Origin of the sequence: Cellulomonas sp. zg-ZUI22 (genome assembly GCF_017353535.1) — a bacterium.
GTDB classification, from domain to species: domain Bacteria; phylum Actinomycetota; class Actinomycetes; order Actinomycetales; family Cellulomonadaceae; genus Cellulomonas; species Cellulomonas wangleii.
The window spans coordinates 314,002-333,064 of record NZ_JAFMUZ010000002.1; the positions used below are offsets into that span (position 1 = coordinate 314,002).

At 73.6% G+C, this 19,063-nt stretch carries 17 protein-coding genes; 13 read left to right on the forward strand and 4 right to left on the reverse strand.

The genetic code is table 11. The features are described from left to right. Window positions 1-8 precede the first annotated feature (8 nt). Complete coding sequence (locus tag J1G43_RS09175; protein ID WP_249670544.1) at window positions 9-458, forward strand: SRPBCC domain-containing protein; 450 nt, start codon at window positions 9-11, stop codon at window positions 456-458. Window positions 459-537: 79 nt separating this feature from the next. Here J1G43_RS09175 and J1G43_RS09180 read toward each other — a convergent pair whose 3' ends face one another. Continuing rightward, window positions 538-801, reverse strand: a complete 264-nt coding sequence (locus J1G43_RS09180) for a hypothetical protein (RefSeq protein WP_089799424.1) — start codon at window positions 799-801, stop codon at window positions 538-540. Between the two features lie 107 nt (window positions 802-908). Between J1G43_RS09180 and J1G43_RS09185 the strand changes: the two genes are divergently transcribed. From J1G43_RS09185 to J1G43_RS09240, 12 genes are all read left to right on the forward strand, one after another. Beyond that, on the forward strand, window positions 909-3,050 hold the full coding sequence (locus tag J1G43_RS09185) for a type IIA DNA topoisomerase subunit B (protein ID WP_207370506.1): 2,142 nt from the start codon (window positions 909-911) through the stop codon (window positions 3,048-3,050). A 105-nt stretch (window positions 3,051-3,155) separates the two neighbouring features. Beyond that, window positions 3,156-4,181 (forward strand): GNAT family N-acetyltransferase, encoded by a 1,026-nt coding sequence (locus J1G43_RS09190; RefSeq protein WP_207370505.1) that lies wholly within the window; start codon window positions 3,156-3,158, stop codon window positions 4,179-4,181. A 64-nt stretch (window positions 4,182-4,245) separates the two neighbouring features. Further along, window positions 4,246-5,043, forward strand: a complete 798-nt coding sequence (locus J1G43_RS09195; RefSeq protein ID WP_207341174.1) for an ABC transporter ATP-binding protein — start codon at window positions 4,246-4,248, stop codon at window positions 5,041-5,043. Between the two features lie 93 nt (window positions 5,044-5,136). Further along, window positions 5,137-5,610: an NfeD family protein gene (locus J1G43_RS09200; RefSeq protein ID WP_207370504.1), complete on the forward strand. Its 474-nt coding sequence runs from the start codon at window positions 5,137-5,139 to the stop codon at window positions 5,608-5,610. A gap of 79 nt (window positions 5,611-5,689) precedes the next feature. Then, window positions 5,690-6,895 carry an SPFH domain-containing protein gene (locus J1G43_RS09205; protein WP_207341176.1) on the forward strand — a complete coding sequence of 402 codons (1,206 nt, stop codon included), beginning with the start codon at window positions 5,690-5,692 and terminating at the stop codon, window positions 6,893-6,895. 198 nt (window positions 6,896-7,093) lie between these two features. Next, window positions 7,094-8,839 carry an ABC transporter ATP-binding protein gene (locus J1G43_RS09210; RefSeq protein ID WP_207341177.1) on the forward strand — a complete coding sequence of 582 codons (1,746 nt, stop codon included), beginning with the start codon at window positions 7,094-7,096 and terminating at the stop codon, window positions 8,837-8,839. A gap of 71 nt (window positions 8,840-8,910) precedes the next feature. After that, window positions 8,911-10,836, forward strand: coding sequence for an ABC transporter ATP-binding protein (locus J1G43_RS09215; RefSeq protein ID WP_207378460.1), 1,926 nt, complete (start codon window positions 8,911-8,913; stop codon window positions 10,834-10,836). Between the two features lie 269 nt (window positions 10,837-11,105). Continuing rightward, entirely contained in the window at window positions 11,106-12,515 is a 1,410-nt protein-coding gene (locus tag J1G43_RS09220; protein WP_207370503.1) for a DASS family sodium-coupled anion symporter, read from the forward strand. Window positions 12,516-12,609: 94 nt separating this feature from the next. Beyond that, window positions 12,610-13,899, forward strand: coding sequence for an endo-1,4-beta-xylanase (locus J1G43_RS09225; protein WP_207341179.1), 1,290 nt, complete (start codon window positions 12,610-12,612; stop codon window positions 13,897-13,899). Then, window positions 13,896-15,230, forward strand: a complete 1,335-nt coding sequence (locus J1G43_RS09230; protein WP_207378355.1) for a sugar MFS transporter — start codon at window positions 13,896-13,898, stop codon at window positions 15,228-15,230. Before J1G43_RS09225 ends, J1G43_RS09230 begins: the two co-directional genes overlap by 4 nt. 94 nt (window positions 15,231-15,324) lie before the next feature. Continuing rightward, the gene (locus tag J1G43_RS09235; protein ID WP_207341181.1) at window positions 15,325-16,593 is read left to right on the forward strand and encodes a sugar MFS transporter; all 1,269 of its coding nucleotides are present in this window, start codon (window positions 15,325-15,327) and stop codon (window positions 16,591-16,593) included. 50 nt (window positions 16,594-16,643) lie between these two features. Continuing rightward, window positions 16,644-17,483, forward strand: coding sequence for an RNA methyltransferase (locus J1G43_RS09240; RefSeq protein ID WP_207341182.1), 840 nt, complete (start codon window positions 16,644-16,646; stop codon window positions 17,481-17,483). Window positions 17,484-17,524: 41 nt separating this feature from the next. Here the strand turns inward: J1G43_RS09240 and J1G43_RS09245 are convergent, their stop codons facing one another. From J1G43_RS09245 to J1G43_RS09255, 3 genes are all read right to left on the reverse strand, one after another. Continuing rightward, window positions 17,525-18,151, reverse strand: a complete 627-nt coding sequence (locus tag J1G43_RS09245) for a DUF1349 domain-containing protein (protein WP_207378356.1) — start codon at window positions 18,149-18,151, stop codon at window positions 17,525-17,527. 127 nt (window positions 18,152-18,278) lie between these two features. After that, a complete protein-coding gene (locus tag J1G43_RS19020) occupies window positions 18,279-18,512 on the reverse strand; it encodes a DUF664 domain-containing protein (RefSeq protein WP_207341184.1) in 234 nt (77 codons plus the stop codon). Further along, a complete protein-coding gene (locus tag J1G43_RS09255) occupies window positions 18,469-19,044 on the reverse strand; it encodes a YbaK/EbsC family protein (protein WP_207378357.1) in 576 nt (191 codons plus the stop codon). Before J1G43_RS09255 ends, J1G43_RS19020 begins: the two co-directional genes overlap by 44 nt. Window positions 19,045-19,063: the final 19 nt, after the last annotated feature.

A 19,063-nucleotide genomic window follows, 5' to 3' on the forward strand; every position in this document is an offset into this window, starting at 1 on the left:
CTGGGCCTGTGAGGGAGGCACCCGAGCCGGTCCGGCAGGCCGTGACCGTCCGCGCCGACCAGGCCGCGACGTTCGACGTGCTCGTGAACGAGATCGGGGCGTGGTGGCCGGTGACCGGCTTCTCGCTCGGAGGCCCACGGGTCCGGGACGTCCACCTCGACGGCCGCGCAGGTGGGCTGCTCGTCGAGCGCTGGGACGACGGGACGCAGCACCCGTGGGGCGAGGTGCTCGTCTGGGACCCACCGCGTCGCCTCGTGACGTCGTGGCTGGTGACGGCGACCTCGACCGAGGTCGAGCTGCGTGTCCTCGCGCTGGGACCGGGGCTGTGCCGGGTCGAGGTCGAGCACCGCGGGTGGGAGGCGCTGGAACCGTCGCAGGCGCAGGCGGGACGTGCGTCCTACCGTGACGGCTGGCCGGTGGTGCTGGGTCGGCTGCGGGACCACGTCCAGGCCGGGTGACGTGGACCGTCGCGGACGGACGACGAGGGCCCCGGACCGTGCGGTCCGGGGCCCTCGTGGCTCGTACGGTGCTGAGCGGTCAGCCGGCCGCACCGGCGCCGGCGCCGTGCTCGGCGAGCAGGCGGTCGGTCTCGTCCTGGACGTGCGTCGCGACCGAGGCGAACTTCGGCGCGTGCTCACGCGCGTGGTGGGCGCAGAACAGCAGCTCACCGACCGGGAGCACCACGCGGACGTACGCCTGCGCGTTGCAGCGGTCGCAGCGGTCGGCTGCCGTCAGCGGGGTCGTGGGTTCCGTCGTCGTCCCTGTCACATCTCCATACAACCATCCGGGCCGCCGATCCATCCCCTCACGGCCCTCCGGTTCGCTGTCTGCGTACAAGATCGTGACATCCAGGCGGTCCCGGCACGGCGGCACGGGGGCGCGGGCCGGGCGCGACTACGATCGGCGCCGTGACGACGACCTCCGCCCAGGCCGGCTACACCGCCCGCCACCTCTCGGTGCTCGAGGGTCTCGAGGCCGTGCGCAAGCGCCCCGGCATGTACATCGGCACCACCGACAGCCGCGGCCTGATGCACTGCCTCTGGGAGATCATCGACAACTCCGTCGACGAGGCCCTCGGGGGCCACGGCGACCGGATCGAGGTCGTGCTGCACGCCGACAGCTCGGTGGAGGTGCGCGACAACGGCCGCGGCATCCCGGTGGACGTCGAGCCCAAGACCGGCCTGACGGGCGTCGAGGTGGTGCTCACCAAGCTGCACGCGGGCGGCAAGTTCGGCGGCGGGTCCTACGCGGCCTCGGGTGGTCTGCACGGTGTCGGTGCCTCCGTGGTCAACGCGCTCTCGGCGCGTCTCGACGTCGAGGTCGACCGCGGCGGGCGCACACACCGCATGACGTTCCACCGCGGCGAGCCGGGCGTCTTCGACGACCGCGGCGGCGTGGGCCCGGACTCGCCGTTCGAGCCGTTCGTGCAGGGCTCGGAGCTCGCGGTCGTGGGCAAGGTCGCCAAGGGGGTGTCCGGGACGCGGGTCCGGTACTGGGCCGACCGCCAGATCTTCCCCAAGTCCGCCGTCTTCTCCTACGACGAGCTGGTGACGCGGGCCCGGCAGACGAGCTTCCTGGTGCCCGGGCTCGCCATCACGGTGCGTGACGAGCGCGGGCTGGCCGGCACGCCCGGCGAGCACGGGCCCCACGAGGAGACGTTCCTGCACACCGGGGGGGTCGTCGACTTCGCCGACCACCTGGCGCCCGACGCACCCGTCACGGACACCTGGCACCTGACGGGCCAGGGCACGTTCACGGAGACGGTCCCCGTGCTCGACGACCGGGGCCACATGACGCCGCAGGAGGTCTCGCGCACCTGCGAGGTCGACGTCGCCGTGCGGTGGGGGACCGGGTACGCGACCGAGGTGCGCAGCTTCGTCAACATCATCGCGACGCCCAAGGGCGGTACGCACCTCGCCGGCTTCGAGGCCGGGCTGCTCAAGACGCTGCGCGCCCAGGTGGCCGCCAACGCCCGCCGGCTGAAGATCTCGGCGAAGGACTCGTCGTCCGAGCGCATCGAGAAGGAGGACGTGCTCGCCGGTCTGACGGCCGTCGTCACGGTCCGGCTGGCGGAGCCGCAGTTCGAGGGCCAGACCAAGGAGGTGCTCGGCACCGGCCCCGTGCGCGGCATCGTCGCGCGCGTCGTGGAGAAGGAGCTCGCGGCGCTGTTCGCCTCGTCCAAGCGGGAGCACAAGGCGCACTCGGCGCTGCTGCTCGACAAGGTCGTCGGCGAGATGCGGGCGCGGATCTCGGCGCGCAAGCAGAAGGAGATCTCGCGGCGCAAGAACGCGCTGGAGTCCTCCTCGCTGCCGGCCAAGCTCGCCGACTGCCGGATCGACGACGTCTCGCGCAGCGAGCTGTTCATCGTCGAGGGGGACAGCGCGCTCGGGACCGCGAAGCTCGCCCGCAGCTCGGACTTCCAGGCGCTGCTGCCGATCCGCGGCAAGATCCTCAACGTCCAGAAGGCGTCGATCAGCGACATGCTGAAGAACGCCGAGTGCGCCTCGATCATCCAGGTCATCGGCGCCGGGTCGGGCCGGACCTTCGACCTCGAGGCGGCGCGCTACGGCAAGATCGTGCTGATGACCGACGCCGACGTCGACGGTGCGCACATCCGCACGCTGCTGCTGACGCTCTTCTTCCGGTACATGCGCCCGCTGGTCGAGGACGGGCGGGTCTACGCGGCCGTCCCGCCGCTGCACCGCATCGAGGTCATCGGGTCGGGCTCGCGCAAGAACGAGTACGTCTACACGTACTCGGAGGCGGAGCTGGCGGCGACCCTCAAGAAGCTGGACCGCTCAGGGCGCCGGTACAAGGACGACATCCAGCGCTACAAGGGTCTCGGCGAGATGGACGCCGACCAGCTGGCGGAGACGACCATGGACCCGCGGTACCGCACGCTGCGGCGGGTGCGCATCGGCGAGGCCGAGCAGGCGGCGGCCCAGGTGGAGAAGGTCTTCGAGCTGCTCATGGGCTCCGACGTCGCCCCCCGCAAGGACTTCATCGTGGCCAACGCGCACGCCCTGGACCAGTCGCGCATCGACGCCTGAGCGTGCCGGCGGCCGGACGGCCCGGGACCGGAGGACGTGCCGCGCACATGACGTGCCGCGCACATTTCGCTGGACCCGTCGCAGGCGGCCCGCGAGGGTAGGTGCATGACCGACACGATCGCGCCCCTGGCGACCCGCGTGGCGGCGCCCGCGCAGGTCCCGCTCCCGGCACCTGGCCTCGGCCTGACCTGGCGTCCGGCGACGGTCGGCGACGCGGCCGCGATCACCGCGCTGCGCGTGCGCTCGCAGGAGGCGGACGGGCTGCCGTACCGGGCCTCGGTGCCCGAGACGACCGAGGAGCTCGCCCCACCCTGGCGCGACCTGGGGCGCGACACGCTCCTCGGTCTCGACGCCGACGGGACGCCGCGGGCGTGGGCGCACGCGGACTCCGCACCGGGTGACCAGCGCGTGGTGCGAGCGTTCGTCGAGGGCACGGTGGACCCGGCGTGGCGCGGGCGCGGCATCGGCACGGCGCTGGTGGCGTGGTCGCAGGCGCGCGCGCGGCAGCTGCTCGCCGCGTCCGGCAAGGAGCTGCCGGCGCGGATCGCGACGTTCGTCGACGGCGCGACCCCGGCCGTCGCGGTGCTGTACGAGGCCGCCGGCTTCCGGCCCGTCCGCTACTACACCGGGATGCGCCGTCCGCTCGACGTCCCGCTGCCGGACGTCCCCCGCGTCGAGGGCGTCCGCGTGGTGCCCTGGGACCCCCGTCTCGACGACGCGGTACGGGTCGCCCACAACGACGTGTTCGCCGACCACTGGGGGTCCGAGCCCCGGACGCCGGAGCAGTGGAGCCAGGGGCGGGCGATGTTCGCGCCCGAGTGGTCGTTCGTCGCGCTCGACGACGCGGACCGTGTCGTCGGCTACGCCGTCTCCGGGCGCTACGAGCAGGACTGGCCGGTCACGGGGTTCACCTCCGGGTACACCGAGCTCCTGGGCGTCCGGCGGGAGTGGCGCGGACGTCGTCTGGCGGTGGCGCTGCTCGGCACGGTGATGCGGGCGTACGCCGCCGACGGCATGCAGTACGCCGAGCTGGACGTCGACACGGAGAACCCGTCGGGGGCCTACGGCCTGTACGCCGCGCTCGGCTACGACGTGGCCCACTCCTCGACGATGCTGACGATCGAGCTGTGAGATCCGCCGCCCCGGGGTCCGCCGGGGCCACCGCGTGGGCCGGGGGCCGTTAGGGTCAGTGCCCATGACCGACGTGCTCGACCTGCAGGACGTGACGATCCGCCGAGGGACGACGACGATCCTGGAGGAGCTGTCGTGGCGCGTGCGCGACGACGAGCGCTGGGTCGTCCTGGGACGCAACGGCGCGGGCAAGACCACGCTGCTGCAGGTGGCCTCCGGCCGCATGCACCCGACGTCCGGCACGGCGACGCTGCTGGGCGCGCGGATGGGTGCCACCGACGTCTTCGAGCTGCGTCCGCGCATCGGGCTGGCCAGCGCCGCCCTGGCCGACCGGATCCCGTCGGGGGAGACGGTGCGCGACGTCGTCCTCACCGCCGCCTACGGCATGACTGCGCGCTGGCGCGAGTCCTACGAGGCCGTCGACGAGTCGCGCGCCACGGACCTGCTGGCCGCCTTCGGGGTCGCGCACCTGGCCGAGCGCTGGTTCGGGACCCTGTCCGAGGGTGAGCGCAAGCGCGTGCAGATCGCCCGGTCCCTCATGAGCGACCCGGAGCTGCTCCTGCTCGACGAGCCGGCCGCCGGTCTCGACCTGGGCGGCCGCGAGGAGCTGGTCAGCGCCCTCGCCGAGCTCGCCCGCGACCGCCGCTCGCCCGCGCTGGTGCTGGTGACGCACCACGTCGAGGAGATCCCGCCGGGCTTCACCCACCTGCTGCTGCTGCGCGCGGGGCGCGTCTTCGCGGCCGGCCCGATCGCCGAGGTGCTGACGGCCGAGAACCTGTCGGGCACGTTCGACATCCCGCTGCGGCTCGACCACGTCGACGGCCGGTGGGCCGCACACGCCACGGACCGCCCGGCCGGGTGATCGTCACCCTTCCGTGACCCCTGGACCACGTCGTCGCAAAGCGATCGCCTAGGATCGGTCCCAGGACGACGGCGACCAGCGGAGGTGGCGGGCATGGGATGGCTCTGGTGGGTCGGGGGAGCGCTGACGCTCGGGATCCTCGAGATGATCTCGCTGGACCTCGTGCTCGTGATGTTCGCGGGCGGTGCGCTCGCCGGTGGCCTGGCGTACGCGCTGGGGGCACCGGTCGCCGTGCAGATCCTGGTGGCCGCCGTGACGTCGACGGTGCTCCTCCTCACGCTGCGCCCGTACCTGCTGCGTCACCTCAAGAGCCGCGTCGACCTGCCGGAGACCAACGCCGCCGCGCTCGTCGGCCGGCCGGCCGTGGTCGTCGCGACCGTCGACGGCACCGCGGGCCGCGTCAAGCTGGTCGGTGAGGTCTGGAGCGCGCGGACGGCCGACGGTGGGTCGCTGCCGCCCGGCACGGCCGTGACCGTCACCAAGATCGACGGCGCCACGGCCGTCGTCACCCCTGCGGCGGCGACCGCAGCCGGCGACACTGCCGCGCCCGGCGTGGCCCCCGCCTGACACCCGTTCCCGTCATCGGCCCGGGTCCCCGGGTCACCGTGGTCGTCCCGGTACGGGCGACATCACCTGCGGAGGTCCCATGAACGACGGCCCCGGCGCCGGTCAGATCGCGCTCATCGTCGTCCTGCTGCTCGTCCTCGTCTTCGTCGTCGTCGCGCTGGTGCGCGCGGTGCGGATCGTGCCCCAGGCGGTCGCGATCATCGTCGAGCGCCTCGGGCGGTACAACAAGACCCTGGACGCAGGCCTGCACCTGCTCATCCCGTTCGTCGACCGCGTGCGCGCGAGCGTCGACCTGCGCGAGCAGGTCGTCTCGTTCCCGCCGCAGCCCGTCATCACGTCGGACAACCTCGTGGTGAGCATCGACACGGTCATCTACTTCCAGGTGACGTCCCCCAAGGACGCGGTCTACGAGATCGCGAACTACATCACCGGTATCGAGCAGCTCACGGTGACCACGCTGCGCAACGTCATCGGGTCGATGGACCTCGAGCAGACGCTGACCAGCCGTGACCAGATCAACGGCCAGCTGCGCGGCGTCCTCGACGAGGCGACCGGCAAGTGGGGCATCCGCGTCAACCGTGTCGAGCTCAAGGCGATCGACCCGCCCGCCTCGGTGCAGGGCTCGATGGAGCAGCAGATGCGCGCCGAGCGGGACCGCCGCGCCGCGATCCTCACGGCCGAGGGCGTCAAGCAGTCGGCGATCCTCACGGCCGAGGGCGAGAAGCAGTCGGCGATCCTGCGGGCCGAGGGTGAGGCCCAGTCGGCGATCCTGCGGGCCGAGGGTGAGGCGCGCGCGATCCTCCAGGTGTTCGACGCCGTGCACCGTGGCGACGCGGACCCCAAGCTGCTGGCGTACCAGTACCTGCAGACGCTGCCGAAGATCGCGTCGAGCCCGTCCAACAAGATGTGGTTCCTGCCGGCCGAGCTCAGCGGGGCCCTGGGATGGCTGTCCAAGGGCTTCCAGGGCGGCGGCCCGAGCAGCGACGAGGACTACCCCTCGCGTCCGGCGGGCAGCTCACCGCTGTCGCAGGACGACCTGCCGCCCGTGTCGCTGACCGACCCGGGCGAGGCGCTGGCAGAAGCGCGACGCGAGTCGGCGGCCGCCACGGCCGACGCCACGAGCGCGGGCACGCTGTCGGGCGTCCCGTTCGACCCGGCGGCCGAGCGCGGTCAGCGCCCCGGCGCCGGACCTGCCGCGCCGCAGCAGCCGTCGTACGGCACGCCCGTGCCGCGCCCGGAGCAGCAGGACGTCCCGCCGCAGGGCGAGCAGCCGCCCGCTCCCTGACGACGCGCACCCGGTGACGCCGGCGCCCTCGACCGTTGGGGGCGCCGGCGTCGTCGTTCCGCCCACCGCGGAATGGTGGTGCGCACCCGCGGCGGGCGAGGCATCGTGTATCTGCTGCTGCACGGCCTGCTCCCGCCGAGCCGACCGCTGGTTCCGGTGGGCCCCGCCGCCCGCCGTCACGGAAGGGCGCCGCCCCCCATGCTCATGCGACTGCTCCGCGAGCACCTGCGTCCGTACCAGGGTGCCGTGACCGCGGTCCTCGCCCTGCAGCTCGTGCAGGTGATCGCGACGCTCTGGCTGCCCAGCCTCAACGCGGACATCATCGACGACGGCGTCGCGCGCGGTGACACGGCCACGATCTGGCGCCTGGGCGGGGTGATGCTCGGGGTCAGCCTGGTGCAGGTCGTCGCGTCGATCGGCGCGGTGTGGTTCGGTGCGCGGACCGCGATGGCGTTCGGACGCGACGTGCGGGCGCGCCTGTTCGACCAGGTGCAGTCGTTCTCCCAGCAGGAGATGGGCCGGTTCGGCGCCCCGACGCTCATCACGCGGACCACCAACGACGTCCAGCAGGTCCAGATGGTCGTCTTCATGACCTTCGTGTTCCTCGTCATGGCACCGCTCATGCTCATCGGCGGCGTGGTGATGTCGCTGCGGGAGGACGTCGCGCTGTCCGGTCTGCTGATCGTCATCGTGCCGGTCCTGGTCGTCGTCATCGGCCTGATCGTGCGGCGCATGGTGCCGTGGTTCCGGCAGATGCAGCGGCGCATCGACGCGGTCAACCGGGTCATGCGCGAGCAGCTGTCCGGCGTGCGCGTGATCCGGGCGTTCGTGCGGGAGCGGCAGGAGCAGGCGCGCTTCGAGGTCGCCAGCACGAACCTGTACACCGCCTCCCTGCGGGCCGGGATGCTGCTGGCGCTGATGTTCCCCGTCGTCATGCTCGTGATGAACCTGTCGAGCGTCTCGGTGCTCTGGTTCGGCGCCCAGCGGGTCGACGCCGGCCAGATGCAGATCGGGTCGCTCATCGCGTTCCTCAGCTACATCATGTTCGTGCTCATGGCCGTGATGATGAGCTCGATGATGGTCGTCATGGTCCCGCGGGCCATCGTCTCGGCCGACCGCATCGGTGAGGTGATCGACACCCCGACGACCGTCGTGCCGCCCGTGCAGCCCGTCGCCTTCCCCACCGGCGCCGACGCGCGGCCGGGCCTGCTGGAGCTGCGCGACGTGGAGTTCCGGTACCCCGGTGCCGAGCACCCCGTGCTGCAGGCGGTGTCGTTCGTCGCGGAGCCGGGCCGCACGACCGCGGTGATCGGCTCCACGGGCTCCGGCAAGACGACCCTGCTGAACCTGGTGCCGCGGCTGTACGACGTCACCGGCGGTGCCGTCCTGGTCGACGGGGTCGACGTGCGCGACGCCGACCCGATCGCGCTCGGTGACCGGATCGGCCTGGTCCCGCAGCGCCCGTACCTGTTCACCGGCACCGTGCGCAGCAACCTGGAGTTCGGCCGGCCGGACGCGACCGACGAAGAGCTGTGGCACGCGCTCGAGGTGGCGCAGGCGCGGCAGTTCGTCGAGGAGCTGGCCGAGGGCCTGGACGCGCCGATCGCGCAGGGCGGGACCAACCTGTCCGGCGGGCAGCGGCAGCGGCTGGCCATCGCGCGGGCCCTGGTCCGGCGGCCCAGCATCTACCTGTTCGACGACTCCTTCTCGGCGCTGGACTACGCGACCGACGCCGCGCTGCGCGCCGCGCTCGCACCGGAGACGCGCGCGGTGACGGTCCTCGTCGTCGCGCAGCGGGTCGCGACGATCCGCCACGCCGACCGCATCCTCGTGCTCGACGAGGGCCAGGTGGTCGGCGACGGCACGCACGACGAGCTGCTGGCGACGAACGAGACGTACCAGGAGATCGTGTACTCGCAGCTGAGCGCGCAGGAGGCGGCGTGAGCACCACCACGAAGGACGACAGCTCCGCCGGTGCGCCGCAGCGTCCGCCCGGTCGGCCGCACGGCGGCCCCATGGGTATGGGGCTGGGCGTGCCGGGGCAGAAGTCCATGGACTTCCGCGGTTCGCTGCGGCGGCTGCTCACGGTGCTGCGGCCGGAGCGGGCCCGCCTCGCGGCCGTCCTGGTGCTCGGTGCGCTCTCGGTGGCCGCGGCCGTGGCCGGTCCCAAGCTGCTCGGCAACGCCACCGACGTGCTCTTCGAGGGCGTCGTGTCGCGGCAGCTGGAGCAGGTGGTTCCGCCGGGCACGACGCAGCAGCAGGCCGAGGACGCCCTGCGGGCCGCGGACCAGGGCACCCTGGCCGACCTGGTCGGCGGCATGCGCGACCTGACGGTCGGCACCGGTGTCGACTTCGAGCGGCTGTGGTCGATCCTCCTGCTCGTCCTCGGGGTCTACGTCGCGGCGTTCCTGTTCGGCTGGTGGCAGGGGCGGCTGACGACGCGGGCGGTGCAGAACACCGTGCTGCGCCTGCGCTCGCAGGTCGAGGAGAAGCTCACGCGCGTCCCGCTGTCGTACTTCGACCGCCAGCCCCGCGGCGAGCTGCTGTCCCGGGTCACCAACGACATCGACAACGTCGCGCAGACCGTCCAGCAGACGCTGTCCCAGCTGGTCACGTCGGTGCTGACGGTCATCGGGGTGCTGGGCGTGATGTTCTGGATCTCGCCGCTGCTCGCGGTGGTGGCGCTGGTCACGGTGCCGTTGTCCGTGGTGATCGCCGCGGCCATCGCCAAGCGCTCGCAGCCGCAGTTCGTGCAGCAGTGGGCGTGGACCGGCAAGCTCAACGCGCACATCGAGGAGATGTTCACCGGCCACGCGCTGGTCACGGTGTTCGGTCGTCAGCAGCAGGCGGCGGCCACGTTCGCCGAGCGCAACGAGAAGCTGTACGAGTCGTCGTTCCGCGCCCAGTTCATCTCGGGCATCATCCAGCCCGCGCTCGGGTTCGTCGCCAACCTCAACTACCTGGTGATCGCCGTGGTCGGGGGCCTGCGGGTCGCGTCGGGCACCATGACGCTGGGCGACGTGCAGGCGTTCATCCAGTACAGCCGGCAGTTCACGCAGCCCATCACCCAGATCGCCTCGATGGCGAACCTGCTGCAGTCCGGCGTGGCGTCGGCCGAGCGGGTGTTCGAGCTGCTCGACGCCGACGAGCAGAGCCCCGACCCGGCGCAGCCAGCCGTGCTGCCGGAGCGCGTCCGCGGGCGCGTCGCCTTCGAGGACGTCTCCTTCCGCTACGAGCCGGACACCCCGCTCATCGAGCACCTGTCGGTCGTCGCGGAGCCGGGCCAGACGATCGCGATCGTGGGTCCCACCGGTGCCGGCAAGACGACCCTGGTGAACCTCGTCATGCGGTTCTACGAGGTCGACTCCGGGCGGATCACGCTGGACGGCGTGGACACCCGCGACCTGACGCGCGACGCGCTGCGCTCGCAGATGGGCATGGTCCTGCAGGACACGTGGCTCTACGAGGGGACGATCGCGGAGAACATCGCGTACGGCGTGGACGACGCGACGCAGGAGCAGATCGTCGAGGCGGCCGTCGCCACCCACGTGGACCGGTTCGTGCGGACCCTGCCGGACGGGTACGACACGGTGCTCGACGACGAGGGCGGCGCCGTGTCGGCGGGGGAGAAGCAGCTGCTGACGATCGCGCGCGCGTTCCTCGCGGACCCCGCGATCCTGATCCTCGACGAGGCGACGTCGTCCGTGGACACGCGCACCGAGGTGCTGGTCCAGCACGCCATGAACGCGCTGCGCGCGGGGCGCACGTCGTTCGTCATCGCGCACCGGCTGTCCACGATCCGTGACGCCGACGTCATCCTGGTGATGGAGCACGGGCAGATCGTCGAGAAGGGCAGCCACGAGGAGCTCCTCGCCGCGCACGGCGCGTACGCCCGGCTGTACGAGAGCCAGTTCGCGGCGGCGGTCGCACCGGTCGACTGACCGACCTGCACGACGTCGCCGAGCGCGCGTCGTGCAGGTCACACCCGTCGGGGGTGAGCCTCCCCGAAGGTCCCAGGCCCGCAGGAGGCCTGCGCCGTAGCGTCGAGGAGGACGACACCCGCGCCCCACGAGAGGGTCGACCCATCAGCTCCGCCACCGCCTCCGCCCCCACGCACCCGTCCCGCGGACGGGAGCGGCCCGACAGGCCGCCGCGCGCGGAGCGGCTGCGCCGGCCCAGCCGCCCCACGGTCGGGCTGGTCGTCGGCCCCGTGCTCGCACTCCTCGTCGGCTGGGTGGTGCCGGACATGCCGGCCGAGGTGGCCGGTGTGCCCGCCTACGCCGGTGCGGTGACCGCGGCGACGCTCGTGCTCATGGGCGTGTGGTGGATGACAGAGGCGCTGCCCCTGGCGGTGACGGCGCTGCTGCCGCTGGTGGTGCTCCCCGTCGCGGGCGTCGCACCCGTCTCCGACGTCGCCGCGCCGTACGCCAACAAGGTGATCTTCCTGTTCCTCGGCGGGTTCGTGCTCGCCGTCGCGCTGCAGCGGTGGGACGTGCACCTGCGGATCGCGCTCGGGGTGGTGCGCCTGGTCGGCACGGCGCCGCGGCGGCTCGTGCTCGGCATGATGGTCGCCACGGCGCTGCTGAGCATGTGGGTCTCCAACACGGCGACGGCCGTGATGATGCTGCCCATCGGCGTGTCGGTCCTCGCGCTGCTCGGACGTGAGCGCGGCGGCGTCGACGCGCGCCTGTCGGCTGCCCTCATGCTGGGCATCGCGTACGCGGCGACCATCGGCTCGTTCGGCACGATCATCGCCAGCCCGCCCAACGCGCTGCTCGTCGGGTACGTCTCGGAGACCTACGGCATCGAGATCAGCTTCGGCCAGTGGATGGCCGTCGGCCTGCCGCTGTCGATCGTGTTCCTGCTGCTGGCCTGGCTGATGCTGACCCGGGTGGTCTTCCGCGTCGACCCGGCGCCGCTGTGCGAGGACGACTCGGTGGTCCGTGCCGAGCTCGACCGGCTCGGGCCGATGGGCGCCCCGCAGCGGCGGGTCGTCGCGGTGTTCGCCCTCGCGGCCGTGTCCTGGATCGCGCTGCCGCTGGTCTGGCCCGGCACGCCCGTCACGGACGAGGTGGTGGCGGTGATCGTGGCGATCCTGCTGTTCCTGCTGCCGTCCGGCGACGACTGCGGCGGGCGGCTGCTCGACTGGTCGGACACGCGCGAGCTGCCGTGGGGCATCCTGCTGCTGTTCGGCGGCGGTCTGGCGCTCGCGTCGCAGATCACGGCCTCGGGGCTGTCGGTGTGGATCGGTGAGCGCGCGCACGGGCTGGACGGGCTTCCGACGTTCGTGGTCGTCGCCGCGGTGTGCGTGCTGACGGTCGCGATGACGGAGTTCATGTCGAACACCGCCACCGCCGCGACGCTGCTGCCGATCATGAGCACCGTGGGTGACGCCCTGGGCTACGGACCGCTGCTGCTCGCGGTGCCGGTGGCGCTCGCCGCCGGGTGCACGTTCATGATGCCGGCGGCGACCCCGCCCAACGCGATCGCGTACTCCTCGGGCTACGTGCGGGTGCCGGACATGATCCGGGCCGGGGCGCCCCTGAGCGTCGCGTCGGTGCTGCTCGTGACCATCACGGTCACGACGCTGGCGTCGTGGGTGCTCGGCATCCCGGCGTGAGGATGAGAGCCTGATCACCCTTGCCGTCGCCGGTGGTCCGTCCGACGTGGCCCGGCAGGGTGATGTGTTCGTCCAGCCCGTCCTGAGGAGCCGCATGACCGTCCAGCCGAGCTCGCCCACCGCCGTCGCGAGCGCCGCCGTCACCGACCCCGACGTCGCCCACCGCACCCGGACCCGCACCGTCCAGGTGATGGACGCCGCAGGACGGCCGGCGGCCGGTGCGCAGGTCACCGTGGAGCAGGTGGGGCACGGCATCGCGTTCGGCTGCATCGGGTTCGACGAGACCGAGCGCGCGTGGCGCCGGCTGACGGGCGCGACGCCGGACCCGGCGCAGGAGGCGCTGCTCGACCGGCTCGACGAGCTGTGGTTCGGCCTGTTCGACACCGCGACGCTGCCGTTCTACTGGGGCACGTTCGAGCCGCGGCAGGGCGCCGTGCGCACCGCTGCGCTGCGGGAGGCCGCCGAGCACTACGTGTCGCGTGGCGCCCGGGTCAAGGGCCACCCGCTGGTGTGGCACACGGTGGCGCCGCGGTGGCTCGAGCCCTACCCGGACGACGAGGTGCTGCGGCTGCTGCGCGAGCGCGTGCGGCGCGACGCGGGGGAGTTCGCCGGCCTGGTCGACACGTGGGACGCCATCAACGAGGTCGTCATCATGCCCGTGTTCACCAAGGACACGAACGCGGTCACCCGGGTCGCCAAGAGCGTCGGGCGCGTCGGCATGGTGCAGCTCGCGTTCGACGAGGCGCGCGCCGCGAACCCCGCGGCCACGCTGCTGCTGAACGACTTCGACATGTCCGCCGACTACGAGCACCTGGTCGAGGACTGCCTGGCCGCCGGTGTGCGCATCGACGCGCTGGGTCTGCAGAGCCACATGCACCAGGGCGCGTGGGGCCGTGACAAGACGCTCGACGTGCTCGAGCGGTTCGGCCGGTTCGGCCTGCCGCTGCACTTCACCGAGACGACGATGCTGTCCGGCGAGCTCATGCCGAAGCACCTCGACGACCTCAACGACCACCGGGTCGACGTGTGGCCCAGCACGCCCGACGGCCTGGACCGGCAGGCGGAGGAGATGGTGGCGCACTACCGCACGCTCGTCGCCGACGCGCGTGTGCAGGCCATCACCTACTGGGGCCTGTCGGACCACGGGATGTGGCTCAACGCGCCCGGTGGCCTGGTGTTCGCCGACGGCACCCCCAAGCCGGCGTACGACGCGCTGCGCGGGCTCGTGCGCGGGCAGTGGTGGCTCGCGCCGACGCGGGTGACGACCGACGAGCAGGGTCGCGTCGGGATCAGCGGGCTGCCGGGGCGGTACGTCGTCGAGGTCGACGGCACCCGGCACGAGGTCACGCTCGACGACGACGGGACGGACGTCGTCGTGCGATGAGCACGCCGGACGCGCCGGTCCGCCCTCGTCTGGTGCGCGACCGCACCACGGTCGGTCTCTACACGCCGTACGTCGCGTGGGGGTGGGTCCTCTACTCGTTCAACCCGTCGGTCCCGCTGCTCGCCGACGAGCTCGACATCAGCGGCGCGCAGGCGGGGCTGCACGGGACGGCGATGGCGGTCGGGTCACTGCTCGCCTCCGTGGCCGTGCCGCGGTCGGTGCGTGCTGTCGGACGTCGCGGCACGATCGTCGTGCTCGCCCTGCTCGTGGCGCTGGGCGTGGCCGGCCTGGTGCTCGCGCCGTCGCTGCCGTGGACGCTGACCTCGATCCTCGTGGCGGCGCTCGGGGGGTCGGGTGCCATCGCCGCCGTGCAGGTCGGGCTGGCCGACCACACCGGGCCCGCCGCGTCGGCGGCGATCACGGAGGCGAACGGCGTGGGCTCGTCCGTGGGGCTGATCGGCCCGCTCGCGGTCGGGGCGTGCGTGACCGCCGGCTGGGGCTGGCGTCCCGGGGTCGCGGTGGCGATCGTGCTCGGGGTGGTCGCCGCGGTCGTCGTCGCCCGGCTGCCGGTCTCCGCGGCGCTGCCCGCCGTGCGCCGGCGGGCGCACCCTGCGGCGTCCGAGCAGGCCACCGACGAGCAGGCCACCGACGAGCAGGCCACCGACCAGGCGCCCGAACAGGCGCCCGCCCCGGTGGCACCGGCGGAGCTCACCGCCGCGGGCCCGCCCCGGCGTGCCGGTGCCCGGCGTCGGCTGCGTCCGTCGGAGCTGTTCCTCGTGGCGCTCGTCGCCGCCGTCGCGCTCGAGAACGCGACCACCTACTGGGCGGCCGACCTCGTCGTCACGCGGACGGACGCCGGCCCCGGCATCGCGACGGCCACCACCGCCGGCCTCGTGGCCGGCATGTCCGCGATCCGCTTCGTCACCGGGCCGCTGTCGCTGCGGGTCGCGCCGGTCCACGTGCTCGCGGCGTCGTTCGTCGTCGCCATCGGTGGGTGGGCCGTGCTGTGGACGGCGACGGACGCCCGGGTCGCCCTCGCCGGGCTCGTGCTCGCCGGCATCGGCTACGGCGCGCAGTACCCGCTGTCCATCGCCCTGCTGCTCGCGGTCACCCCGGGACACCGTGACCGCGCCCAGGCGCACGCGACGCTCGCCGGCGCGCTCGCGCTCGGCGTGGCGCCGTTCCTGCTCGGGGCGCTCGGCGACGCCGTGGGGCCGCACCTCGCGTTCCTCGTCGTCCCGGTGCTCGCGGTCATGGGCGCCGTGACGGCCGCCGCGGGTGGACGGCTCGCGCGCCGGGACGGGCCCCCGAGCGTCCTGACCCGTGCCTGACCTGCCGCCCGTGCGGACCCCTCGGGCGGCGGTGCGACGAACGTCACCGACGTCGGTCGTCCAGCCGGGGCCCTCGTCCGACGATGCTCCTCTCATGTCCTCCGTCACGTCCCTCGCGCGGCCGCGGCTCGTCCGCGACCGCCTCACGGTCGGCCTCTACACCCCGTTCATGGTGTGGGGCTGGCTGCTGTACTCGTTCAACCCGTCGGTCCCGCTGCTCGCCGACGAGCTCGGGGTGAGCGCGGCGCAGGCAGGGCTGCACGGCACGGCGATGGCCGTGGGCGGGCTGGTGGCCGCGCCGGTGACGCCGCGCGCCGTGCGGTGGGCGGGACGTCGCGGGGCCGTCGTGGGTGCCACGCTGCTGCTGGCGCTCGGGGTCGCGGCGCTGCTGCTCGGTCCGTCGCTGCCCTGGACGCTCGCGGGGATGTTCGTCACCGCGCTGGGCGGCAACGTCATGATCGCCTCCGCGCAGGTGGGCCTGTCGGAGCACACCGGCCCCGCGGCCTCCGCGGCGATCACCGAGGCCAACGGCGTCGGGTCGTCCGTCGGACTGCTGGGCCCGCTCGCCGTCGGGGCCTGCGTCTCCGCGGGGTGGGGGTGGCGCGCGGGCGTCGCCGTCACGATCGTGCTGGCCGTGGCAGCGGCGGTGGTCGTCGCCCGCAGCCCGCACACGACGGCGCTGCCGGCCCGCCGCCGGGCGCGCGCGGCGGAGCTCGCCCCCGTGGACGGCGCGACGACCGCGGCCACGACGGCCGACACGGTCGCGGGTGACGCCGTGGACGGCACGGGGAGGCGGACCGCGCGGCTGGCGGCCGGGCTGTTCCTCACGTCGATCGTGGCGGCCACGGCGCTGGAGAACGCCACGACGTACTGGGCCACCGACCTCGTGCTCTCCCGCACCGACGCCGGCCCGGGCATCGCCGCGGCGACCACCGCCGGGCTCGTCGCCGGCATGTCCGCCATGCGCTTCGTCGTCGGCCCGCTGTCGCTGCGGGTGCACCCCGCGCACCTGCTCGCGGCGTCGTTCGGCATCGCGCTCGTCGGGTGGGCCGTGCTGTGGACGGCCACGGACGTCGGCGTCGCGCTCGCCGGCCTCGTCGTCGCCGGGTTCGGGTACGGCGCGCAGTACCCGCTGTCGATCTCGCTGCTGCTCGCGGCGTCCCCGGGGCAGGGTGACCGTGTCCAGGCACGGGCGACGCTCGCGGGCGCGCTCGCCATCGGCGTCGCGCCCTTCCTGCTCGGCGCGCTCGCGGACGCCTTCGGCACGCACCTCGCGTTCCTCGTGGTGCCGGTGCTCGCGGTGCTCGGCGGCGTCGTCGCGTTCCTCGGGGCGCGCGTGGTGCGGTCGCCCGCCGCCCTCTGACCGTGCTCTGACCGTGCGCCGGCACCGGTGCCGCCTGGGAGGATGACGGCGTGTCCCACCCCGACGTGCAGCCCGTCACCGACCGCGACGACCCCCGGCTGACCGACTACGTCGGCCTCACCGACGTCGCCCTGCGCACCCGGGTCGAGGCAGCGAACGGCCTGTACATCGCCGAGAGCTCGACGGTGCTGGCGCGGGCGCTGCGGGCGGGCCACCGACCGCGCTCCGTGCTGCTCGCGCCGCGCTGGCTGCCGGACCTCGAGGCGATGCTCGCGGACGTGCCGGGCGAGGACCCCGTGCCCGTCTACGTGGCGGACGACCCCGTGCTCGAGGGGATCACCGGCTTCCACGTGCACCGCGGCGCGCTCGCGGCGATGCACCGGCCGGTGCTGCCGTCGGTCACGGACGTGCTGGCCTCCGCCCGCGGGGGTGCCGGGGCGCGGCGCGTCGCGGTGCTCGAGGACCTCGTCGACCACACCAACGTCGGCGCGGCGTTCCGGTCGGCGGCCGCGCTCGGCGTCGACGCCGTGCTCGTCACCCCGCGCTGCGCGGACCCGCTGTACCGGCGGTCGGTGCGCGTGTCGATGGGCACGGTGTTCCAGGTGCCGTGGACCCGCATCGACCCGTGGCCCGAGGGCGTCGCGACGCTGCGGGCGGCGGGGTTCGTCACGGCGTCCCTCGCGCTGTCCGACGACTCCGTGCCGCTCGACGACCTGGCCGCGGACCCGCCGGACCGGCTCGCGCTCGTGCTCGGCACCGAGGGCGACGGCCTCAAGCCGGCCACGATCGCGGCGGGGGACCTGACCGTGCGGATCCCGATGGCCGGGGGCGTCGACTCGCTCAACGTCGCGGCCGCCGCCGCGGTGGCGTTCTGGGCGGTCCGGGTCTGACCTGCGCGGAGCCGCCGTCCCCCGCGAGGGACGGCCGGTCCTCAGGACCCGTCGCGCAGGTCGCCCAGCCGGGTGGGGGTGAAGGCGATCCGGTCGAACGTCACCGCGCAGCCGTCACCGGTGGGGGACTGCCCCTCGAACCCGACGGTCACCGTGCCCGCGGGGTCCTCCAGCGTGAAGTGCCGGACGAGCTCCCACCGCTGCCCGTCGAGGGACGCGTGGTACGCGTAGGCCGCGCCGATACGGGACACCCGCAGCCACACCTGGTCGCGGTCGACCGCGAACCCGTTCGCGTCGTCAGAGACGCCCCGGGTGACGACGGAGACGACAAGCGGGACGCCGTCGGGCGAGTACTCGAAGCACAGCTTGCCCCAGTGCCGGTCGTCGACCCGCAGCAGCAGGACGCCGGCGTCGAACGTCGAGACGAAGCCGACGGTCACGCGGGCGACGAGCTGGAAGTCGCCGACCGGCGGGACGCCCATCAGCGTGGGGGCGTTGAGCACGCCCGCGGAGTCGTACGACATCCCGTCGCTCGGGTCGAGGAAGACGTCCGTGCGCGGCGGGGCGGTGATCCGGAGCGCGCTCGTCGCCTCGTCCACGACCCACGCCGACCCGTCCGAGGGGACCAGCGCGAAGGGGACGGCGGGCACGTGCAGCGGGGTGGTCATCGGGCTCTCCTGGCTCTCGTGCGTCGGCACGCCGCCCACGTCGGCGGATGCTGGGCCAGGATCGCACCGCCGCGGGGTGATCCCGCGGCGTGCGCTGCTTCCGCCGTTTCGCCCGTGTCGGGCGGGCTCACTGACCGATGCGGCCGTCGATGCGCTCACGCAGCAGGTCCGCGTGCCCCAGGTGGCGCGCGTACTCCTCGACCAGGTGGACGAGGACCTCACGGGCTGCTGACCGGTCATGTGCAACCCCGCGTGGATCGACCCTCCTTGCACGCTGACGGTGCGGCGGGTGCACGGCATCCGTGCGGGCGGCGGCGTCAGCCGATGGCGAGCCCGTCGACCACCTCGACACCCGGCGCACGCACCAGCAGGGCGCCGGGCAGCGCGATCTTGGAGCGGCGCACGCCGCTGCCGATGACGACGGTGCCGCCGGCGGCCGGGTCGTCGACCGCCACGCCCGCGTCGGCCAGCACGCGGTACCCGGCGGGCAGTCCCAACGGCGTGATGCCGCCGTACTCCATGCCCGACTCGTCGGTGGCGCGGTCCATCGGCAGGAACGACGCCTTGCGCACGTCGAGCAGGCGCTTGACGGCGTTGTTGACGTCGGCGCGGGTCGTGGCGCGCACGAGGCAGGCCGCCGTGCGCTCCTCGCCCGCGCGCCGGCCCGCGACGAGCACACAGTTCACGGAGGCCGACAGCGGCAGGGCGTACGCGTCGGTCATGGCCGCGGTGTCGGCGAGGTCGGGGTCGATGGCGGCGACGAGGACGGCGTCGGCCACGGTCGGGTCGACGACCGCCCACCCGCTGATCGCGGCGTGCGTGCTCGCGGCCAGCAGGTCGGGACGGTCGACGGCCCGCTCCCAGGTGAGCGTCCCGAGGGCGGTGGTGGTCATGCGCGGCAGGCTACCCCCG